At 72.1% G+C, this 17,043-nt stretch carries 17 protein-coding genes and 1 pseudogene; 13 read left to right on the forward strand and 5 right to left on the reverse strand.

The window, feature by feature from the left end:
• Positions 1-391 precede the first annotated feature (391 nt).
• Positions 392-1,270 (forward strand): glycosyltransferase family 2 protein, encoded by an 879-nt coding sequence (locus tag AB0M46_RS14270; RefSeq protein WP_363335895.1) that lies wholly within the window; start codon positions 392-394, stop codon positions 1,268-1,270.
• Here the strand turns inward: AB0M46_RS14270 and AB0M46_RS14275 are convergent.
• The 3 genes from AB0M46_RS14275 to AB0M46_RS14285 are packed head-to-tail and all read right to left on the reverse strand — an operon-like array spanning position 1,242 to position 5,337.
• A complete protein-coding gene (locus AB0M46_RS14275; RefSeq protein WP_363335992.1) occupies positions 1,242-2,033 on the reverse strand; it encodes a class I SAM-dependent methyltransferase in 792 nt (263 codons plus the stop codon). The two genes, AB0M46_RS14270 and AB0M46_RS14275, sit on opposite strands and share 29 nt — an antisense overlap.
• Complete coding sequence (locus tag AB0M46_RS14280) at positions 2,033-3,259, reverse strand: glycosyltransferase (RefSeq protein WP_363335897.1); 1,227 nt, start codon at positions 3,257-3,259, stop codon at positions 2,033-2,035. The genes AB0M46_RS14275 and AB0M46_RS14280 overlap by 1 nt, the downstream gene beginning before the upstream one ends.
• Positions 3,256-5,337: a hypothetical protein gene (locus AB0M46_RS14285; protein ID WP_363335899.1), complete on the reverse strand. Its 2,082-nt coding sequence runs from the start codon at positions 5,335-5,337 to the stop codon at positions 3,256-3,258. The genes AB0M46_RS14280 and AB0M46_RS14285 overlap by 4 nt, the downstream gene beginning before the upstream one ends.
• Before the next feature lie 382 nt (positions 5,338-5,719).
• Between AB0M46_RS14285 and AB0M46_RS14290 the strand changes: the two genes are divergently transcribed.
• The 8 genes and pseudogenes from AB0M46_RS14290 (at position 5,720) to AB0M46_RS14325 (ending at position 11,478) form a co-directional block, all read left to right on the forward strand.
• Positions 5,720-6,607, forward strand: coding sequence for a lysylphosphatidylglycerol synthase domain-containing protein (locus AB0M46_RS14290; RefSeq protein WP_363335901.1), 888 nt, complete (start codon positions 5,720-5,722; stop codon positions 6,605-6,607).
• Between the two features lie 195 nt (positions 6,608-6,802).
• Complete coding sequence (locus tag AB0M46_RS14295) at positions 6,803-7,762, forward strand: hypothetical protein (RefSeq protein ID WP_363335903.1); 960 nt, start codon at positions 6,803-6,805, stop codon at positions 7,760-7,762.
• 11 nt (positions 7,763-7,773) lie between these two features.
• Entirely contained in the window at positions 7,774-8,250 is a 477-nt protein-coding gene (locus AB0M46_RS14300; RefSeq protein WP_363335905.1) for a MarR family transcriptional regulator, read from the forward strand.
• A 164-nt stretch (positions 8,251-8,414) separates the two neighbouring features.
• Positions 8,415-8,579: pseudogene (locus tag AB0M46_RS14305) on the forward strand (IS5/IS1182 family transposase); the annotation flags it as partial.
• A 210-nt stretch (positions 8,580-8,789) separates the two neighbouring features.
• Entirely contained in the window at positions 8,790-9,629 is an 840-nt protein-coding gene (locus AB0M46_RS14310; protein WP_363335994.1) for an alpha/beta hydrolase, read from the forward strand.
• 332 nt (positions 9,630-9,961) lie between these two features.
• A complete protein-coding gene (locus tag AB0M46_RS14315; RefSeq protein ID WP_363335907.1) occupies positions 9,962-10,375 on the forward strand; it encodes a twin-arginine translocase TatA/TatE family subunit in 414 nt (137 codons plus the stop codon).
• Positions 10,376-10,425: 50 nt separating this feature from the next.
• Entirely contained in the window at positions 10,426-11,241 is an 816-nt protein-coding gene (locus AB0M46_RS14320) for a hypothetical protein (protein ID WP_363335909.1), read from the forward strand.
• A 69-nt stretch (positions 11,242-11,310) separates the two neighbouring features.
• Positions 11,311-11,478: a helix-turn-helix transcriptional regulator gene (locus tag AB0M46_RS14325; RefSeq protein WP_363335996.1), complete on the forward strand. Its 168-nt coding sequence runs from the start codon at positions 11,311-11,313 to the stop codon at positions 11,476-11,478.
• 30 nt (positions 11,479-11,508) lie between these two features.
• On the opposite strand, the gene AB0M46_RS14330 is transcribed toward AB0M46_RS14325, so the two are convergent.
• Entirely contained in the window at positions 11,509-12,699 is a 1,191-nt protein-coding gene (locus AB0M46_RS14330) for a HAMP domain-containing sensor histidine kinase (protein WP_363335911.1), read from the reverse strand.
• The gene (locus AB0M46_RS14335) at positions 12,696-13,355 is read right to left on the reverse strand and encodes a response regulator transcription factor (RefSeq protein WP_363335913.1); all 660 of its coding nucleotides are present in this window, start codon (positions 13,353-13,355) and stop codon (positions 12,696-12,698) included. Before AB0M46_RS14335 ends, AB0M46_RS14330 begins: the two co-directional genes overlap by 4 nt.
• A gap of 182 nt (positions 13,356-13,537) precedes the next feature.
• Between AB0M46_RS14335 and AB0M46_RS14340 the strand changes: the two genes are divergently transcribed.
• From AB0M46_RS14340 to AB0M46_RS14355, 4 genes are read left to right on the forward strand one after another with little or no spacing between them, the layout of a single operon-like run.
• Positions 13,538-14,032, forward strand: coding sequence for a hypothetical protein (locus AB0M46_RS14340; RefSeq protein WP_363335915.1), 495 nt, complete (start codon positions 13,538-13,540; stop codon positions 14,030-14,032).
• Complete coding sequence (locus tag AB0M46_RS14345) at positions 14,029-15,120, forward strand: peptidoglycan-binding protein (protein WP_363335917.1); 1,092 nt, start codon at positions 14,029-14,031, stop codon at positions 15,118-15,120. Before AB0M46_RS14340 ends, AB0M46_RS14345 begins: the two co-directional genes overlap by 4 nt.
• Entirely contained in the window at positions 15,117-15,821 is a 705-nt protein-coding gene (locus tag AB0M46_RS14350; protein ID WP_363335919.1) for an ABC transporter ATP-binding protein, read from the forward strand. The genes AB0M46_RS14345 and AB0M46_RS14350 overlap by 4 nt, the downstream gene beginning before the upstream one ends.
• On the forward strand, positions 15,818-17,005 hold the full coding sequence (locus AB0M46_RS14355) for an ABC transporter permease (RefSeq protein ID WP_363335920.1): 1,188 nt from the start codon (positions 15,818-15,820) through the stop codon (positions 17,003-17,005). Before AB0M46_RS14350 ends, AB0M46_RS14355 begins: the two co-directional genes overlap by 4 nt.
• Positions 17,006-17,043: the final 38 nt, after the last annotated feature.

The following is a 17,043-nucleotide window of genomic DNA, read 5'->3' on the forward strand; positions in this document are numbered from 1 at the left end:
TGCCGAGCAGCCGAGAGCGGGTGCCCGGTTGGGGTCGGCCAGCCCCAGCCGCGCCGTGTCGACCGGCAGGCGACCGGTTCGTAGCATCGACGCCTGTCGATGGCGATGTTGGCCCGATCCGTCCGGCGCGACGCCGTACGAAGAGTCATGGAACTGTCATGTCGTTGCGATGCGTTCGCCAAGTCTGGGGGAGAGCCTAACGCGGGCGGTAAGTCGGACAGCACCTGGTGGGTCAGGTGTGTAGAGGAGTTGCTGGTCGGTGGAGGTTGAGCGGACGGGGTTGCCCCGCACAGGTCTTCGGCACGAGTTCGGGACCGCAAGGGGGCAGCAGTTACTGCACGACCCTGCCCCCGCCGGACTCGAGACGGGCAACGCGTCGGCGCCGCCTGTCGTGAGTATCGTCCTGCCGTGCTTCAACGAGGCCGCGCACGTGCGGGCTGAGCTGGACCGGATTTGCGCCGCGATGGACCACGACGGCCTGACCTACGAGCTGCTTGCCATCGACGACGGCTCGACCGATGAAACCCTCGACGTGTTACATCTGGCGCAGGCGGCGCTGCCGCACGTGCAGGTGATCGCGATGCCGCGCAACGGCGGGGCCGGCACCGTCCGGCGGCTCGGATCGCGGCTGGCCCATGGCGAGATCGTGGTGTGGACCGACGCGGACCTGTCGTACCCGAACGAGCGGATTCCGGAGCTGGTACGCCGCCTGCTCGACGACCGCTCCGTCGACCAGGTTGTCGGCGCCCGTACGTCGGAGCAGGGCAGTCATCGGCTCCTGCGGGTCCCGGCGAAGTGGACGATACGAAAGATCGCCGAGTGGCTGGTGGGGCAGCCGATCCCGGACCTCAACTCCGGGTTGCGGGCGTTTCGCCGCAGCGTGGCCGCACCGTACCTGCGGCTGTTGCCGCCCGGGTTCTCCTGCGTCACCACGATCACGCTTGCCTTCCTGTCCAATCAGCACCCGATCGCGTACGTGCCGATCGACTACGCCAAGCGCGCCGGGCGCTCCAAGTTCCGGTTCGTCCGTGACGCCTACCGGTACCTGCTGCAGGTGCTGCGGATGGTCATGTACTTCAACCCGCTCAAGGCGCTGATGCCGGTTGCCCTGCTGTTGCTGGGCATCGGCGCGGTGAAGAGTGTGCTCGACGTGATCGTCCACCCGGTACGGCTGGCCAACAACACCGTGATGGTGTTCCTGGGTGGGCTCATCATCGGCTCGCTGGCACTGCTGGCCGATCTCATCGTCCGGTCCCGCCCGGACGCCTGACGCCCGCCGTCGATCCCCCTCCGGCGGCGGGCGTCGGTGCGGTAGCCACAGCAATGAGTCCGGGGCCCCGGCCCGGCGTCGCGCGCTGCAGCAGGCGGAACGGTGCCGTGGCCCAGCGGTGCGCCAGGCCTCGCAGCGGCCGGGCCGGCTGCAGCAGCCGGCCCGAGGCGGCTGTGCGCTGCGCCGTCGGAACGTCGCCGGCGTGGTGCAGGCGTCGACGGGCGATGATGTTGCGGCCGGCTTCGAGGACGTACCCCAGCGGCATCCCGTAGTGCAGGAGCTCCACGTTTTCCAGTCCCGCCCCGGTGAGCAGCGCTCGCAGGTGCGCCGGGTCGTAGCGGCGCACGTGCCCGACGAGCTGATCGGCGGGACCGAAGCGCTGCTGGTAGGCGGGTACGGACACCATGAGCAGGCCGCCGGCGCGCAGCCGCCCGGCCCAGGCGGCAACCGCCGCGGTGTCGTCGTCGAGGTGCTCGAGGACTTCAAACGCGCACACCACGTCGAAGCGGGCCGGCGGGAGTTCCTCGAGGCGGATGTTCGCCACCGTGCCGGCGCCCGCGAGTCGGTGCTCGGCGACCGCGAACGACGCCGGGTCGGGCTCGATCCCGGTGTACCGGTAGCGCTGAGCCAGCCGCACCGCGAAGCCACCCTGCCCGCAACCGATCTCGAGCACGTCGGTGGCCTGCGGCGGCAGCAGCCGGGCCACGACGTCGAGGCGCAGCCACGCGTTGAGCGACAGCGGCGCGGTGCGGTCCAGCTCCATCACGTCGCTGCTCCAGTGATCGTCGTTGCTCCAGTGATCCAGGGCCACAGCGGGGCCGCGGCACGGGCGGGGGTGAAGTCACGCTGCGCGAGGTCGCGACCGGCCGCGCGCATCCGGGCCAGCTCGACCCGGTCGCTGGCGAGGCGGTCCAGCGCCGCGGCGAGCGCGGCCGGGTCGCCGGGAGGCACAAACACCGCAGCGGTACCGAAGGCCCGCCGCTGCGGGGCGGAGCCCGACGTGACGATGGCGCAACCGGCGGCCGCGCCCTGAAAGATCTTGTTCGGCACGACCCGCGCCGCCTTCGCGCCGGTGCCGAAAATGCCCAGGCACACGTCGTGCCCGGCGACCAGGGCGGGCAGCTCGGCCGCGCCGGCCCACGAGCACCACCGGACGTCCGCGCCTGCCGCGGCCCGCCGGGTGGCCGCCTCGTCCTGCCCATGCCCGATCATCGTGAACTGGACCGGCCGGCCGGCCAGCAGCGCGGCGGCAGCGCCGATCACCGGGGCACCCTGCAGCGGCGTGTACAGCCCGAAAAAAACCACCCGCAACGGGCCATCGGCATCGGGCGGCGACGCGGCGGCGCCCGCGGCGAACCAGGCATCCGCCGCGCCGACCGGACAGATCACGGTACGCGATCGGACTGGGCCCGGCAGGGCATCGCGATGCTCGCTGGTGTCGGCGACGACCACGTCAGCGCGCGCCGTTGCGGCCCGGTCCACGGCACGCAGCAGCCGGCGCCGCCCGCCTCCGCCGAGCCGCCGGTCGGCCGCGGTGTCCCCGGCCGGCGCCATGTGGTCCAGCACGAGCGGAACGCTGCGAAACAACAGCCGCGCCAGATGGATGTCGAACAGGCCGAGGTAACCGACGACCACGGCGTCAACGTCCGGGCCACCGCGGCCGGGGCGTAGCGCGCGGGCGGCCCGGGCCAGGCGCCACCAGCGGCGGCCGAGCCGGACGGACAACGGGATCGCGCGCCACGGCTGGCGCAGCGCCGCGACCCGCTCGGCGGTGCCGATGCCGAGGGGCGCGTTGCACTCGACGACGGTCGCACCCAACGCCCGCAGTCCCTGCGCCAGTACGAGCACCCGCGGGTGCGTGGCCGTGTCGTACGTGCCGAACAAGACGACGAACGGTTCGCCGGGCGCGTCGTGACGTTGCCTGCCGGGGACGTCATCGGCGGCGTGGACGTCGAGCGGGCGGGAGCCGCGGTCGGCCGGGGTGTTCACGGCCGCACCAGCCAGCACTCCAACCGGCGGGGGTCGGTCCCGGTCGGGCGGACCACCAGCTGATGCTGGTCCTCCCGCTCGTCCTGGTACACGACCCGTTCCAGCGGCTGGCCGTACGGCAGTAGCGGCAGCGTCGACGAGGACATCAGCACCGGGTCGTGCCCGGTCCGCCGCACCGCCGTGACCACCGCCTGCAGCCGCTCGACCGTCGGGTCCGCAAGAGCCGCGACCGGCAGACCACATTCGTTGCGTACCGTGGGCGCCCACTGGGTGTCGATCATGATCACGGCGTCGTCCGGGCGTAGCGCCCGGCACACGGCCGCGGCCGCCGCCGGCTCGCCGAGTTCGGTGCGCTGCGGCGCCAACGGCACGGAGATCGCGATGGCCGGCGCCACACCGGCGAGCACGAGCATCACCGGCGCCACCGTGGACGACCCCGGCCACGACGCGGATCGCAGCACGGGCACGAACCGGGCCAACGCGAAGGTCGCAAAGATCACCACCGCGGGCAGCACCTCGACCACCAGGCGCCGGTCCGCCCACGGATGGTCAGGAGTGATCGCGGGGCGCAGCAGTGAGGCGAGTCCCGAACCGCCGTAGACCAGCAGTACCGGCATCAGCCGCCAGCCACGGCCCCGGACGGCGCCGGCGGCCGCGGCCGCGAGCCCGGCGCCCGCGAGTGCCACCGCCGGCCAGCCGACGTACCAGGCCACCCAGTCCAGGCTCTGCTCGGCGTAGCCGCGGCTGCCGTCGACGGGCAGGCCGAACGCGTCCTGGTGCGAGGCGACATACTCCATCGTGCCCGGGGCGGTGATGGAATGGTCGACGTACAGCAGGGGCCGGGCCGCCAGCAGTACCCCGCCGATCACCACCGCGACCGCCGTAGCCCGGGCGAGCGTGCGGCGCCGGGCCGGCGCCAGCCGCAGTGGTCGGCGGCGCAGGAAAACGACTCCGACGAGGGTGCCGAACACCGCCGCCGCCAGCAGTGCGAGCATGAGCCGGACCGACGACCAGTTCACCTCGATGTACGGCAAGGTCACATACCGGCAGTCGAGGTAGCCGAGGCCTCCGCCGAGCAACGCCCCGGCCGCGAACGCCAGCGCGCCGGGCCGACGCCGCAGCCACCACCAACCGATCGCGGGCAGCACCAGCGCGAAGTCCACGCCCATGTCCAGCCGGACGAGCTCACCGGCGGACAGCACCAGCCCGGCCAGGCCCAGCAGCACGACGGCCGACGCGCGTCCCCGCGCCGAAGCGCTGGTCGACCAGCCGGCGGCGAGGAGATGCAGGCCACCGGCGAGCATCAGGCACGCCAACGGCTCCGAATAGGTTGTCTGGCTGACCCGCAGCATCGGCCACGCCGCGGCCAGCAGCACCGCGGCGAACGGCGCCCACCGCGGCCCGCACAGCCGCGCCGCCAGCCCGGCGACCGCCAGCACGGCGCAGGCGCCAATGATCCCCGGCAGCACGAAGATTCCGGTCCAGCCGCCCGCCCAATAGCCGGCCGCAAGCATCGTCGGCCAGCCGGTCATGAACTGCGGCACGATCTGGCCGTCCTGGACGTAGAACCCCGGGTGCGCGAAATTGACCACGTCCGCCGCCGAGCCGTACGCCTCTGCCGGCACCGGCGTCGTGAGACCCGGATGTCCGCTGAGCCACAAGCCGATCTGGGCATACGTGCCGGCGTCGCGATGCAGGACCGCCTGCTGGCTGTGCGTCGTCACGGTGAGGGCGAGGAACCCCGCCGCCACGAGCAGCGTCGCGGCAAGCACCCACCATGGGACCGGCCGCGCCCGCTCGGCGCGCAGCCGCGGCCACGCCCAGCGCAGCAGGAGGGTCACCACGACCGCGGCCGCGGGCAGCACCGTCCACGGGTGAAAGCCGCCGAGAGCCGCCAAGGGCACCGCAACGAGCAGCCAGCCGGTCACGACGAGGACCGGCAGGGCGGGCGCGAGCAGCAGGAGCGAACCGGCCCGGGCACTGGGCGCGAGCAGCGCCCGCCGCCACGGAGCGGCGACCTTGGCCGGCGTCCGCTGGAATACGCCCGACTGATGCCGCCGTGACGCCGTCCTGATCACCGCGCCATTGTTCATGACAATTACGGCGAAAATCACGACACCGTATGACAATGCCGCAACAGTCCAGTTTCCCTGGGCCCGCGTCCACCAGCGCTCGGCGCTGCTGATCATGTTCGGATGCCGCCGTGCGTCCGTGCCTGGCCATTGCCGGTCCGTCTCTGGTCGAGAGAGGGCAAGGTCAGGACCGTGCCGGCCCCAGCGCCGCTGAGCGGGAAGATAAGCTCGGGCGATGCTCCGCCGGAGATCATCCCCGCCGCCTCCGGCCGGAACTGACGCCGTACCGCACCGTGGAAGATGGGGCCGCGCACTGGCCCGGCCGGCCGGCATCGCGCTGCGGCTGGGCCGGACCGTGGCAGCCAGCCGCTGGGTTCGGTGGGGATTCGTGGCCATCGCCGTCTTCGCCGGCGCGGGCGCGCTCGCCCCGCACCGGCACGCGATCGCCGAATCGGCACGACAGATCGGCGCGGGCGCGGTGCTGGCCAGTTCGGCCGCGGCCGTGGCCGGCTTGGCGGCCACGCTGCAGGCATGGCGGACGGTTCTGGCCGGACTCGGCAGCGACCTGCCCGCAGCTAAGGCCGCGAAGGTGTTCTTCGTCGGCCAGCTCGGCAAGTACATACCCGGCTCGGTCTGGCCGATCCTCGCCCAGGCGGAGCTTGCCCGCGCCTACGAGATACCCCGCCATCGCAGCAGCACCGCCGCCCTGCTGACCATGCTCCTCTCCCTCGCCGCCGGACTGCTGACCGCGGCGGCGACCGTGCCCGCGGCGTTGGCCGGCCAGGATGTCCGGTACTGGTGGCTGCTCGCCGCCGTGCCGGTCATCGCCGCTGCCCTGCACCCGCGGCTGCTCAACGCCGCCCTCACGGCCGCACTGCGGATCACCCATCGCCCGCCGCCCGCCCGACGGTTCCCGGCCCGCGCGGTGCTCGCCGCCGCCGGCTGGTCGGTCGGGTCGTGGCTGTTGTTCGGCATCCACATCTGGCTGCTGCTCGCACCCCTGGCGTACCAGCCGGGCAAGGCCCTCACCATCTCGGTCGGAGGGTTCGCACTGGCCTGGTGCGCAGGCTTTCTGCTCGTCATCGCGCCGGCCGGAGTGGGCGCCCGGGACGTGGCGCTCATCGCGCTGCTGACGACCCAGGCCGGCTCCGCCGAGGCCACCGCCGTGGCCCTGCTGTCGCGTGCGGTCATGACCGCCGCCGACCTGCTCTTAGCCGGCGCAGGCGCATTGCCGGCCCGCCGAGCCCAACCTTCGCCCAGCCGGGACGCCGCCTAGGAGACCACTGAACCATCCCGTTTTCGGGGAGATGGGGATCAGGGGTGACGGGGAAGGCGGAAGGCCCTCTCGCGCGCCGGGATCGCCGACATGTTCGGTCGATTCGATTCCACGGAATATTTGACGCGGCGATGGGTCCGGACCTAACGTATTCCACGGAATGCTTCTTCGCCTCGAAGCCCCGAAGGACCCCTCATGTCGTTGTTCAAGTCCAGGACGCTGTGGATCACCATCGGTGCGGTGGTCGTGGCGAACCTTGTCGTGTTTGGGCTCGCCGCCAAGGCCGGGGTGGCCGATGCTGCCAAGATGGCCGCCGGAGCCGACGCCAACCTCGTCGCCGTCGCGCTGCTCGTCGGCGTCATCTACCTGCTGACCTGCAAGCGGGCCACGGTCGATCTCGCGGCGCGGGCGCCCGAGCGGCGCGTTGCCGCGCGGGAGGTCGCCGGAGTGCTCGCGTACGCCGCCGCCGGGCAAATCGTCGGGGTGGCGCTGGGGTGGCTGCTTGGCGAGCACCCCATCAGCTTCCACCTGGCCGGCACCCTCTACGGCCACCAGCACGTGACGCCCTACGAGGCCTATGTCTGGGCGGGGTACAACTTCGTCGTCTATGCCCTGCTGCCCTGGCTGTACTTCCGCCAGCGCTACACCGCCGAACAGCTGAGCCTGCGCTCGTCCAACCGCCGCAACGACCTGCTGGTCATCCTCGTCGTCATGATCCTGGAGTCGCTCAACGAGCTCGGCGGGCTCTCCGCCGCCGTGCTGCACCTCAGCCCCGCCCAGCTGGTCAAGGGCGTGCCCGCCGCGTTCGGCCTGTACTTCCTCGGCTCCGTGCTGCCCACCATGGTCCTGGTGTACTCGATCCTGCTGCCCCGCTACCGCGCGCTGACCCGCTCCGTGCCCGCCACCGTCGTGCTCGGCGGGCTGACGTACGCGCTGCTGCACTTCTTCGAGGCGTGGACCGTGCTGCGGACCCCGGCCGGCGCGGCGGTGTCGATCGGGTTGGTGCTGTTGCAGTACACCGGACCTGGCATGGTGAAGAGCGTGCTGACGCTGCGCACCGGCAACGCCTGGGTCCACGTGTGGGCCTACCACGCCGTCGCGCCGCACACCCTGGTCGACACCCCGCACGTGGTGGGGATCTTCAACATCAAGTAGGAGGACGCCGCATGGCCCGGCCGCAACGACCGCAGCAGCAGGGGGCGATGGTGCGCGAACTCGCCATCGTCCACCAGTTGATGACGACCCGGCTCAACCGGGCCCTGCGCCCCCTCGGCCTGACCATGACCCACACCAGCCTGCTGCTGCACCTCACCGGCCACCCGGACGGCTGCACCATCGGCGAGATCGCCGACGCGATGGAGGTCAACCAGCCGGCGGTGTCCAAGACGGTGAGGACCCTGGCCGACCGCGGCGCGGTGAGCGTCCACCTCGACCCAGCCGACGCCCGCCGACGCACGATCCGGCTCACCGCCGACGGCGGCGCCCTCATCGGCCAGGCCATGCAGGCCATGCACCCCGAGGCCACGCTCGGCCTGGCCGACCTCGACGACGAACGGCTGGCCACCCTCATCGACCTGCTCCGCACCGTCCGCATCCGCCTCGACGGGGCCCGCCACCAGGCCCGCTCACTGGGAGACCGCTGAATAGTCCGGCGCGCCGTTACCCCGGTTTGATCGGGTTTGGTCGATAATCGGTGGGTGTAGGGTCGTTCTGGTCCCGGACGGGACTGGCCCTGCTCGACCAGGACCTCGGCACCCACACCCGCCCGGACACCACAACCGCCGGCGGCGGCGTGCGCGAGTTCGAGGTGCTGGGCGACACCGCCTACGGCGCCGGCGAGGCCCGCGCCGCCCTCGGCGAAGCCGGCCACACCGCGATCATCAAACCCGCGCCCCTGCGCCCGGCCGTGCCCGACGGGTTCACCATCGACGACTTCACCATCGACACGGAAGCCGGCACGGTCACCTGCCCCCAACGGGCTCACCCGGCGTCTGACCGTCAAACGCACCGAGCTGGCCGGCGGCGCCGAGCCGGGCCCAGGTGTCGGGGTGTACGCCGCCGCGGGTGTACCGCAGAGCAGAGCGGCGAGCAGCCCCAGCGCGCCGTGCACCGGCAAGGCGGGCTGGTCGTCGTCCGGGATGGGTGGCGCCGGCTCCTCCCCGTCCGGGGGACGGTCGGGTCGATGACTGACGTCCGGTACCGCACGGCCGAGGTCGACGGCCTGCCGGTCTTCTACCGGGAGGCCGGGCCGCCCGGCGCGCCCACGCTGCTGCTCCTGCACGGCTTTCCGTCCGCGAGCCACATGTTTCGCGAGTTGATCTCGCTGCTCGCCGACCGGTTCCACCTCATCGCCCCGGATCTTCCGGGCTTCGGACTGTCGGCCGTGACCGAGCGAGCCACCTTCGAGCGCCTCACCGACGTCATCGAGGGTCTGACCGGGCGGCTCGGGCTCGCCCGCTTCGCGCTGTATGTATTCGACTACGGTGCGCCGGTGGGGTTCCGGCTCGCGCTGCGCCACCCCGAGCGCATCACCGCGATCATCTCGCAGAACGGCAACGCCTACGAGGAGGGGCTCAGCGACGGCTGGGATCCGATCCGTTCCTACTGGCGCGACCCGTCCCCGGCCAACCGCGAGGCGGTCCGGTTCATGCTGGCGCCGCAGACGACGGTCTGGCAGTACACCGAGGGCGTCGCCGACCTGTCCCGGGTGAGCCCCGACGGCTACGGGCTCGACAACGCCTACCTGGCCCGCCCCGGCGTCGATGAGGTCCAGCTCGACCTGCTCCTCGACTACGCGAGCAACGTGGCGTGTTACCCGGCGTTCCACGAGTACTTCCGCACCAACCGGCCGCCCCTGCTCGCGATCTGGGGGCGCAACGACCCGTTCTTCCTCCCGGCCGGGGCCGAGGCCTTCCGGCGCGACCTGCCCGAGGCCGACGTCCGCTTCCTCGACACCGGCCACTTCGCGCTCGAGACTCACGCCGGTGACATCGCCGAGGCGATCCGACGATTCCTCACGTGACCGGCTTCGACGGGTGGCGGCGTCGGCGCTCGGGTGCCGGGGCGCCATCCCGGGCCGGCGGCCGTTTCCGCCGATAGATCTCCGTCCGCAGCACCGCCCGGGCGCGGCAGGCCGCGGCTGGCGTTGCCGGGACTTCCGGGTCGTGGTCAGGTCGCGGGGCGGGTGATACGCCGTAGCGTTGCCGGCACCCGGCCGCCGCCCGTCTCTAGCCGGCAGACCGGGGCGAGGCTATCGTCCTCGGTGGCCTGTGGTGATCGGCAGCGCGGGCAGTCCGGGACCCGCCCGGTGCGTGGGTAGGGTTGCCACCGAGGGCGCGAGAAGGAGGCGGCACGATGGGTTTGGAGAACCTTGGCGGCTGGCACCTGGTGGTGATCATCCTGGTTGGGCTGTTCGTCTTCGGACCCGACCGGCTGCCGAAGGCGATCAGCGACGGGATGCGCATGCTGCGCACCGTGCGGCAGATGGCCCGCAATGCCACCGGTGACCTGGGCCGGGAGCTCGGCACCGACCTGCAGCTGGAAGACCTGCATCCGAAGACGTTCTTGCGCAAGCACCTCCTCAGCGAGGCCGACGAGGCAGCCCTGCGCAAGCCGCTGCAGGACCTTTACGACGACGTACGCGAAACGGCCCAGGGCGCGCATCGCGACGCGCAGGCCGCCGTGACCACCGCCGGCACCGTCGCCCGGGAGGCGCCCGGCCCGGCGGCTCCACCGGCGGCGCGGCCGTCGTGGGACGACGTCACCTGATCCCAGACGACCGCGCCGGCCGCGCATGCTGGTGGTGGAGAATTCAGGGCATGTCGATGCGGCGTGGCTGGGTGGTGGCAGGATCGGGTGCCGCCGCGGTGCTCGTGGTGGCCGCGGGGTTGGCCGGGTTGTGGCGGTGGGATGCGTCGCGGGATCCGCAGGTGCGTGACAGCGTGGCGGTGATGGACCGGGGAGTGGCGGACGTGTTGGTCGCCGCGGGTGATGACGCGGCGGTGGCGGTCAGTGGCATGGTCCGGGCGGCGACCTGCCCGCTGGGCGTGCTGCGCGGTGGTGGCCGGTACACCCGCGCCGCGGATCTGTATGTCCCGGGCGGGGACGAGGAGTCGGTCCTGTCCGGGATCGAGCAGCGGCTGCCGGCGTCGTACCAGCCGCGGCGGGAGACGGCGCTGTCGGGTTCGACCCGGCCGCTGGTCGCGGAGGCCGGTGCCGGCGTGGAGCTGTCGGTACGGCAGCTGGGCCCGGGGTGGTTGGTGGCGCAGGCGCAGACCGGCTGTGTGGCCGGGCCCAGCGATCCGGTCGAGGCCAGCCCGGCGCCCGGGGATCCGGCGGCGTCGGCGATTCGGGATGTGCTGACGGCACTCGGCACGACCCCGGCCGGGTTCAACACGGCATCGCTGCCGTGCCAGGGCGCGAAGGCGGGCGGCCAGATCGTGACGGTGGCCGGGGTCAGCGTGAGCACCGACAGCGGGAGGTTGGCAGACCGGGTGCCGGTGCCCCCGCAGGCCCGGGCGTTCGCGGTGGCGGCGTCGAACCGGGTCGCCTACCGTGACGGACCGGTGAGCGTGGTGGCGGATGCCTCCGATGACGGCACCGCGGTGACGGTGCGCCGGACCACGGTCTGCTGATCCTCTCGCCGGGCCGGCTGACGGGCGTCCTGGACGGCTGCCGGAGACGTCCGCCGCGATCGGCGCCAGCTGGACATCTCGCAGCTGGTCGCGAGCGGCGCGACGTCCAACGAGGTCGTGGCTCGCCTGTTCCTCAGCCCCCGCACCGTCGACGCGCATCTGCGCAACATCTTCCGCAAGCTCGGCATCAACTCCCGCCGTCAGCTGCGGGACCTGCCCGACCTCGGCGCCGCATGACCGCGCTGGCGGCCTGCGCAAGGCGACCGTTCAGCCGTCGTCGCCCGCCACCGGGAAGCGGACCTCGGCGATGAGGCCGCCCTCGTCGCGGGGGTGCAGGACGAGCCGGGCGTGGTGCGCCTCGCTCACGCTGCGCGCGAGCGCCAGCCCGAGACCGTGCCCTCGGCCCGGACCGGCCACCCGGCCGTGGCCGCGGACGAACGGCTCGGTCAGCGTGGCGACGAGTGCCTCGGACAGCGCCGCGCCGGTGTTCTCGACGACGAGGCGCACGTCCGTCGACGTGTGGTCGACCGTGATCCGGACGCGGCCGTCCCGCACGTTGTGGCGTACGGCGTTCTGCACGAGGTTGGCCACCGCGTGGCGCAGGAGCGCCGGATCGCCGGCGATCGTGGCCGGCACCAGCTCGGCCCCGACGGTGAGGCCGAGTGCGTCCGCCGCGGGCGCCTCGACGCGCAGGGCGTCGTGCACGAGCGCGTCGAGCCGCACGCGCTCGTGACGCAGCTGGCCGCCGTCGGCGTCGGCCAGGGTCAGGAGCGACTCGATCGTCTCTCGGTTGCGCTGGTTGATCTCGCGGATCCGCTCCGCCGTGCGGCGCAGCGTGGGCAGATCGACGTCCGGGTCGGCGAGCGCGACATCCAGCAGGGTCTGCGTGGTCGCGATCGGGGTGCGCAGCTCGTGGGAGGCGTTGGCGGCGAAACGCTGATGCTCGCCGACGGATCGCTCCAGCCACGCGAGCATGTCGTCGAGTGTCGCTGAGAGGTCGCGCAGTTCGTCGTGCGGCCCGTCGCCGCCGACGCGCTGCGTGAGATCGCCCGCCGCCGCGCGCTTGGCCACGCGGTTGATGGCCTGCAGGGGGCGCAGCATCCTGCCCGCGACGATCCAGCCGACCAGCGCGCCGATCAGCGCGAGCACGACGAAGGCGCCGATGGAGACCGTCAGGAGCAACGTGAAGACGTCGCTCGCGTTGTTGACCTCGGGGAGCGGGAACACGGAATTGAGATTGGTCGGGGTGGCCGAGGCCGGCGGGGACGCTCCCGGGGCGGCGGTTGGCAAATCGTTGAGGGGCCCGACGCTCGCCGCCGGCGTGAGTGAGTAGTCGGGCACGTAGCGCATGAACGCATACACCACGCCGAGCATGAGGGCGCCGGTGGCCGTGAGCAGCGCGGCGTAGGTGACGGCGAGCCTGGCCCGGAGGGTGAACCGGCGTTTGCCCCGGCTCATGCGCCGAACCGGTATCCGCTGCCGGGCACCGTCTCGATCACCGAAGGGGATCCGAGCCGCTTGCGCAGGTTCGAGATCGTCACCCTGATCGTGTTGGTGAAGGGGTCCGCGTTGGCGTCCCACGCCTTCTCCAGCAGGGTTTCGGCGCTCATCACCCCGCCGTCCGCGTGCATCAGCACATGCAGCACCGCGAACTCCTTGCGCGTCAGCCGGACGAGCCGGCCGTCTCGGTACACCTCCCGCCGGAACGGATCGAGCCGCACCCCGGCGATGTCGATGACCGGGGGCCGGCCCGGCGCCGAGCGGCGCTCGAGTGCCCGCAGCCGCGCCACCAGCTCGGGGAAGTCGAACGGTTTCGCCAGGTAGTCGTCGGCGCCGAGCTCGAAACCGCGCACCTTGTCGCCGAGACCGCCGGCGGCCGTCAGCATGAGCACCCGGCAGGCCGGGCGGTTCGACACCACCCAGGCGCAGACGTCGTCACCGTGCAGGCCGGGGAGGTCACGGTCGAGCACCACCACGTCGTAGTCGTTCGCGCTCAGCTCCTCGACCCCGCGCTCACCGTCGTGCACGAGATCGGCCGCGATCGTCTCCCGCCGCAGTCCGGTCTGGATCGCCTCGCCGAGGTAGACCTCGTCCTCCACGATCAGCACGCGCATGGCGCCCCCTCATGAATCGATCGTGTGCCTGCGGGAATTTCGCCACATGCCGCTTTACGGGCATTTCATCATACGCGGTGTCACAGGAACATAAAGGAATCCTTGAACACTGCCGAAACGCAACCCGCCGTTGACTGGGCTCAGCGCTCGCACCGAGCCTCTCGCAACGGAAGGGCACCTTCATGAACCTCAGCACCCGGTCTCCCGGCCGGCTCGCGGCGATCCTGGCCGTTCCCGCCCTGCTGTTTGCGCTCACCGGATGTACGGACAGCGGCGCCGCGAGCGGCTCGGCCTCCGCACCGGCCGCCGACTCCCGCCAGGTCTGGACGCTCAAGTACACGCAGTGTCTGCGCGACAACGGTGTCGATGTGCAGGACCCGGTACCCGGCCCGGACGGCAGCGTGCTCAATAACGTCCCGGAGGCGCCGGCGGCGGTCTTGGACAAGTGCACGGAGAAGGTGGGAAACCCGCCGCCACTGAGCAAGGAAGAGACGGCGAAGATCGAGCAGGAGCAGCAAAAGGCGTTGCTCAAGATGGCGAATTGCTACCGCGACAACGGCGTGAATGTGCCGGATCCCATTCCCGGCGAAGGGCTGAACGTCCCGAGCGGAACGCCCAAGAACGTGCTCGACAAATGCGGTAGCAGCCTGGGCACGCTCACGCCGGCAGGGCAATGATGACGTCCCCGGACCACGCGTCGCAGGCGCACCGCCGGCGGAAGAGGACCGGCTGGACCGTCGCCGCGGTCGCCGCCCTCGTGGTGGTGGGCGGCGGGGCAGTCTTCGCCGCCACCGCGCTGACCGAACCTTCCGCCCCGAGCCAGCACCTCGCCGCCGGGCAGGCCCCGATCGAGCGTGGAACGCTGTCCGGCTCGGTGAAGGCCTCCGGCACGCTGGCGTACGCCGACCCGCACGACGTCGGCTCGACGCTGTCCGGCGTGCTCACGGCGGCGCCGCGGCCGGGCACGACCGTGGGCGTAGGCCAGCCGCTCTTCTCGGTGGACAACGTCGGGGTGTACCTCTTGCGGGGATCGCTGCCGGCCTGGCGGTCGTTCGAGTCCGGGATGAGCGACGGGCCCGACGTCCAGCAGCTCGAGGAGAACCTGAAGACGCTCGGCTTCCTCGCCGGCAAGCCGGGCCGGAAGTTCACGTCGAAGACGACCTCGGCCATCCTCGCCTGGCAGAAGGCAACCGGTCAGCCGCGGACCGGCCGCGTCGACCTCGGCCGCATCGTGTTCGACCAGGGGGATGTGCGCGTCCAGTCGGTCAAGGCGCAGCGGGGCGGGTCCGTGGGCGGCGGCGCCGCGGTGCTGTCGGTCACCGAGCTGCAGAAGCGGGTGTCCGTGAAGCTTCAGCTGGCGAATCAGCAGCTGGCGAAGGTCGACGGCGCGGTGGACATCATGCTGCCGGACGGCACGCGGACGAAGGGGAAGGTCGTCTCGGTCGGCACGCCCCAGCAGGAGGGCGACCGGGACAACGTCGTCATCCCGGTCGTGGTGACGCTCGACGACCCGGCGGCCGGCGGCGATCTGCAGCAGGCCGGCGTGACGGTCAGCTTCCCGGCCGAGACCCGCGAGCACGTGCTCTCGATTCCGGTCGCCGCACTGATCGCCCTCGACGACAAGCACTTCGGCGTCGACGTGGTGCGCCCGGACGGCATGGTCGCTCGTGTCCCGGTCACGACCGGGCTGTTCGCCGGTGGTCGCGTCGAGATCTCCGGCGACGGGCTGGAGGCAGGACAGAACGTGGTGATCCCGAAGATATGAACGAGATCATCCGGCTCGACGGTGTCGAGCGCAGCTACGGCCAGCCGTCGGTACTCGCGTGCGCGGGCGTCAGCCTGTCGATCGATCAGGGCGAGCTGGTGGCCGTCGTCGGCCCGAGCGGGTCGGGCAAGTCCACGCTGCTGAACCTGATCGGCACCCTCGACCGGCCGACCGCCGGCTCGGCGACGATCGCCGGGGTGGACGTGCAGCGCATGTCCGATGCGGAACTGTCGGCGCTGCGGGCCCATCGCATCGGGTTCGTGTTCCAGCAGTTCCATCTGGCAGAGGGCGTTGCGGCGCTCGACATCGTGGCGGACGGGATGCTCTACTCCGGCGTCCCGCGAGCCGAGCGCCGCCGCCGTGCCCGGATCGCCCTGGAGCGTGTCGGCCTCGGTCATCGCACCGGTCACAAGCCGAACCAGCTCTCCGGTGGTGAACGCCAGCGGGTCGCGATCGCCCGCGCCGTCGTCGGCGACCCGGTGCTGCTGCTCGCGGACGAACCGACCGGCAATCTGGACTCGGAATCGGGCGCCGCGGTGGTCGCACTGCTGCGCGAGTTGAACAGTTCCGGCACGACGGTCGTCGTCATCACCCACGACGCGGAGCTCGCCGCGGTCTTCCCCCGGCGCATCGCGGTGCGCGACGGGCGGGTCGTCTCCGACGAGCGCGGGACCGCCTGGAGCGAGGAGGATGCCGCATGAGTACCCCGCGATCCTCCCTGCTGCCGGCCGACGTCGCGCGCCTCGCGGTTGCCGGAGTGCGCGCCCGTCCGCTGCGCGCCGTGCTCTCGGCACTCGGCATCGCCATCGGCATCGCGGCGATGCTCGCGGTGGTCGGCATCTCGGCATCGAGCCAGCAGCGAGTGCAAGAGCAGCTCAGCAGCCTGGGCACCAATCTCCTGCGCGCCGAACCGGCCAAGAACCTCTTCGGGGAGCAGACCAAGCTGCCCCCCGAGACCATCGGCAAGGTCCGGCTCGTCGACGGTGTCGAGGCGGCAAGCGGCGTCGCGATGCTCCAGGCGGTCCACGTGTACCGCAGCGAGCTGATCGACCCGTCGGCGACCGCCGGCCTCCGGGTGATCGCGGCTGACCTGGGCCTGCTCGATGTCACCCGGAGCAAGCTGAGCGCCGGCGCATGGCTGAACTCCGCCACGGCGACCTTCCCCTCCGTCGTCCTGGGCGCCACCGCCGCCGAGCGGCTGGGCGTGGTGGCACCGGGCGTGCAGGTGTGGCTGGGCGGCCGGTCCTTCACGGTGATCGGCATCCTGGCCGCGTCGCCGCTGGCGCCCGAGTTGGACACCGCCGCCCTGATCGGCGGCCCGGCCGCGGCCGAGCTGTTCGGATGGGAGGGCAACCCGTCGACCGTCTACGTACGCTCGGTGGAGGCCGCCTTCGACCGGGTCCGTTCCCTGCTGCCCGGCACGGTCCAGCCGCAGTTCCCGGGTGACGTCAGCGTCTCACGGCCCTCCGACGCGCTCGCCGCGAAGGCCGCGATCGATCAGGCCTTCACCGGCCTGCTCGTCGGCCTCGGCGGTATCGCACTCCTCGTCGGCGGGATCGGCGTCGCCAACACCATGATCATCTCCGTCATCGAACGCCACCGGGAGGTCGGTTTGCGGCGCGCCCTCGGTGCGACCCGGGCACACATCCGCATCCAGTTCCTCGCCGAGGCACTCGTCCTGTCCGCGTTCGGCGGCGTCATCGGCGCGCTCCTCGGCGCGACGGTCACCACGGTGATCGCCCTGCTCAACGACTGGCCGATCGTCGTGCCTCCCCTGGCCGTGGTGGTGGGACTGGCCTCCACGCTCATGATTGGGGCCGCGGCCGGGCTCTACCCGGCCGCGCGCGCGGCCCGAATCCCGCCGACGACGGCCTTGAACAGCTGAGGCCGGCTCGGCGGCGCTGCGAGCGGCCCCGGCCCGTT

It is taken from the genome of Dactylosporangium sp. NPDC051485, from assembly GCF_040682015.1.
Classification (GTDB): Bacteria; Actinomycetota; Actinomycetes; order Mycobacteriales; family Micromonosporaceae; genus Dactylosporangium.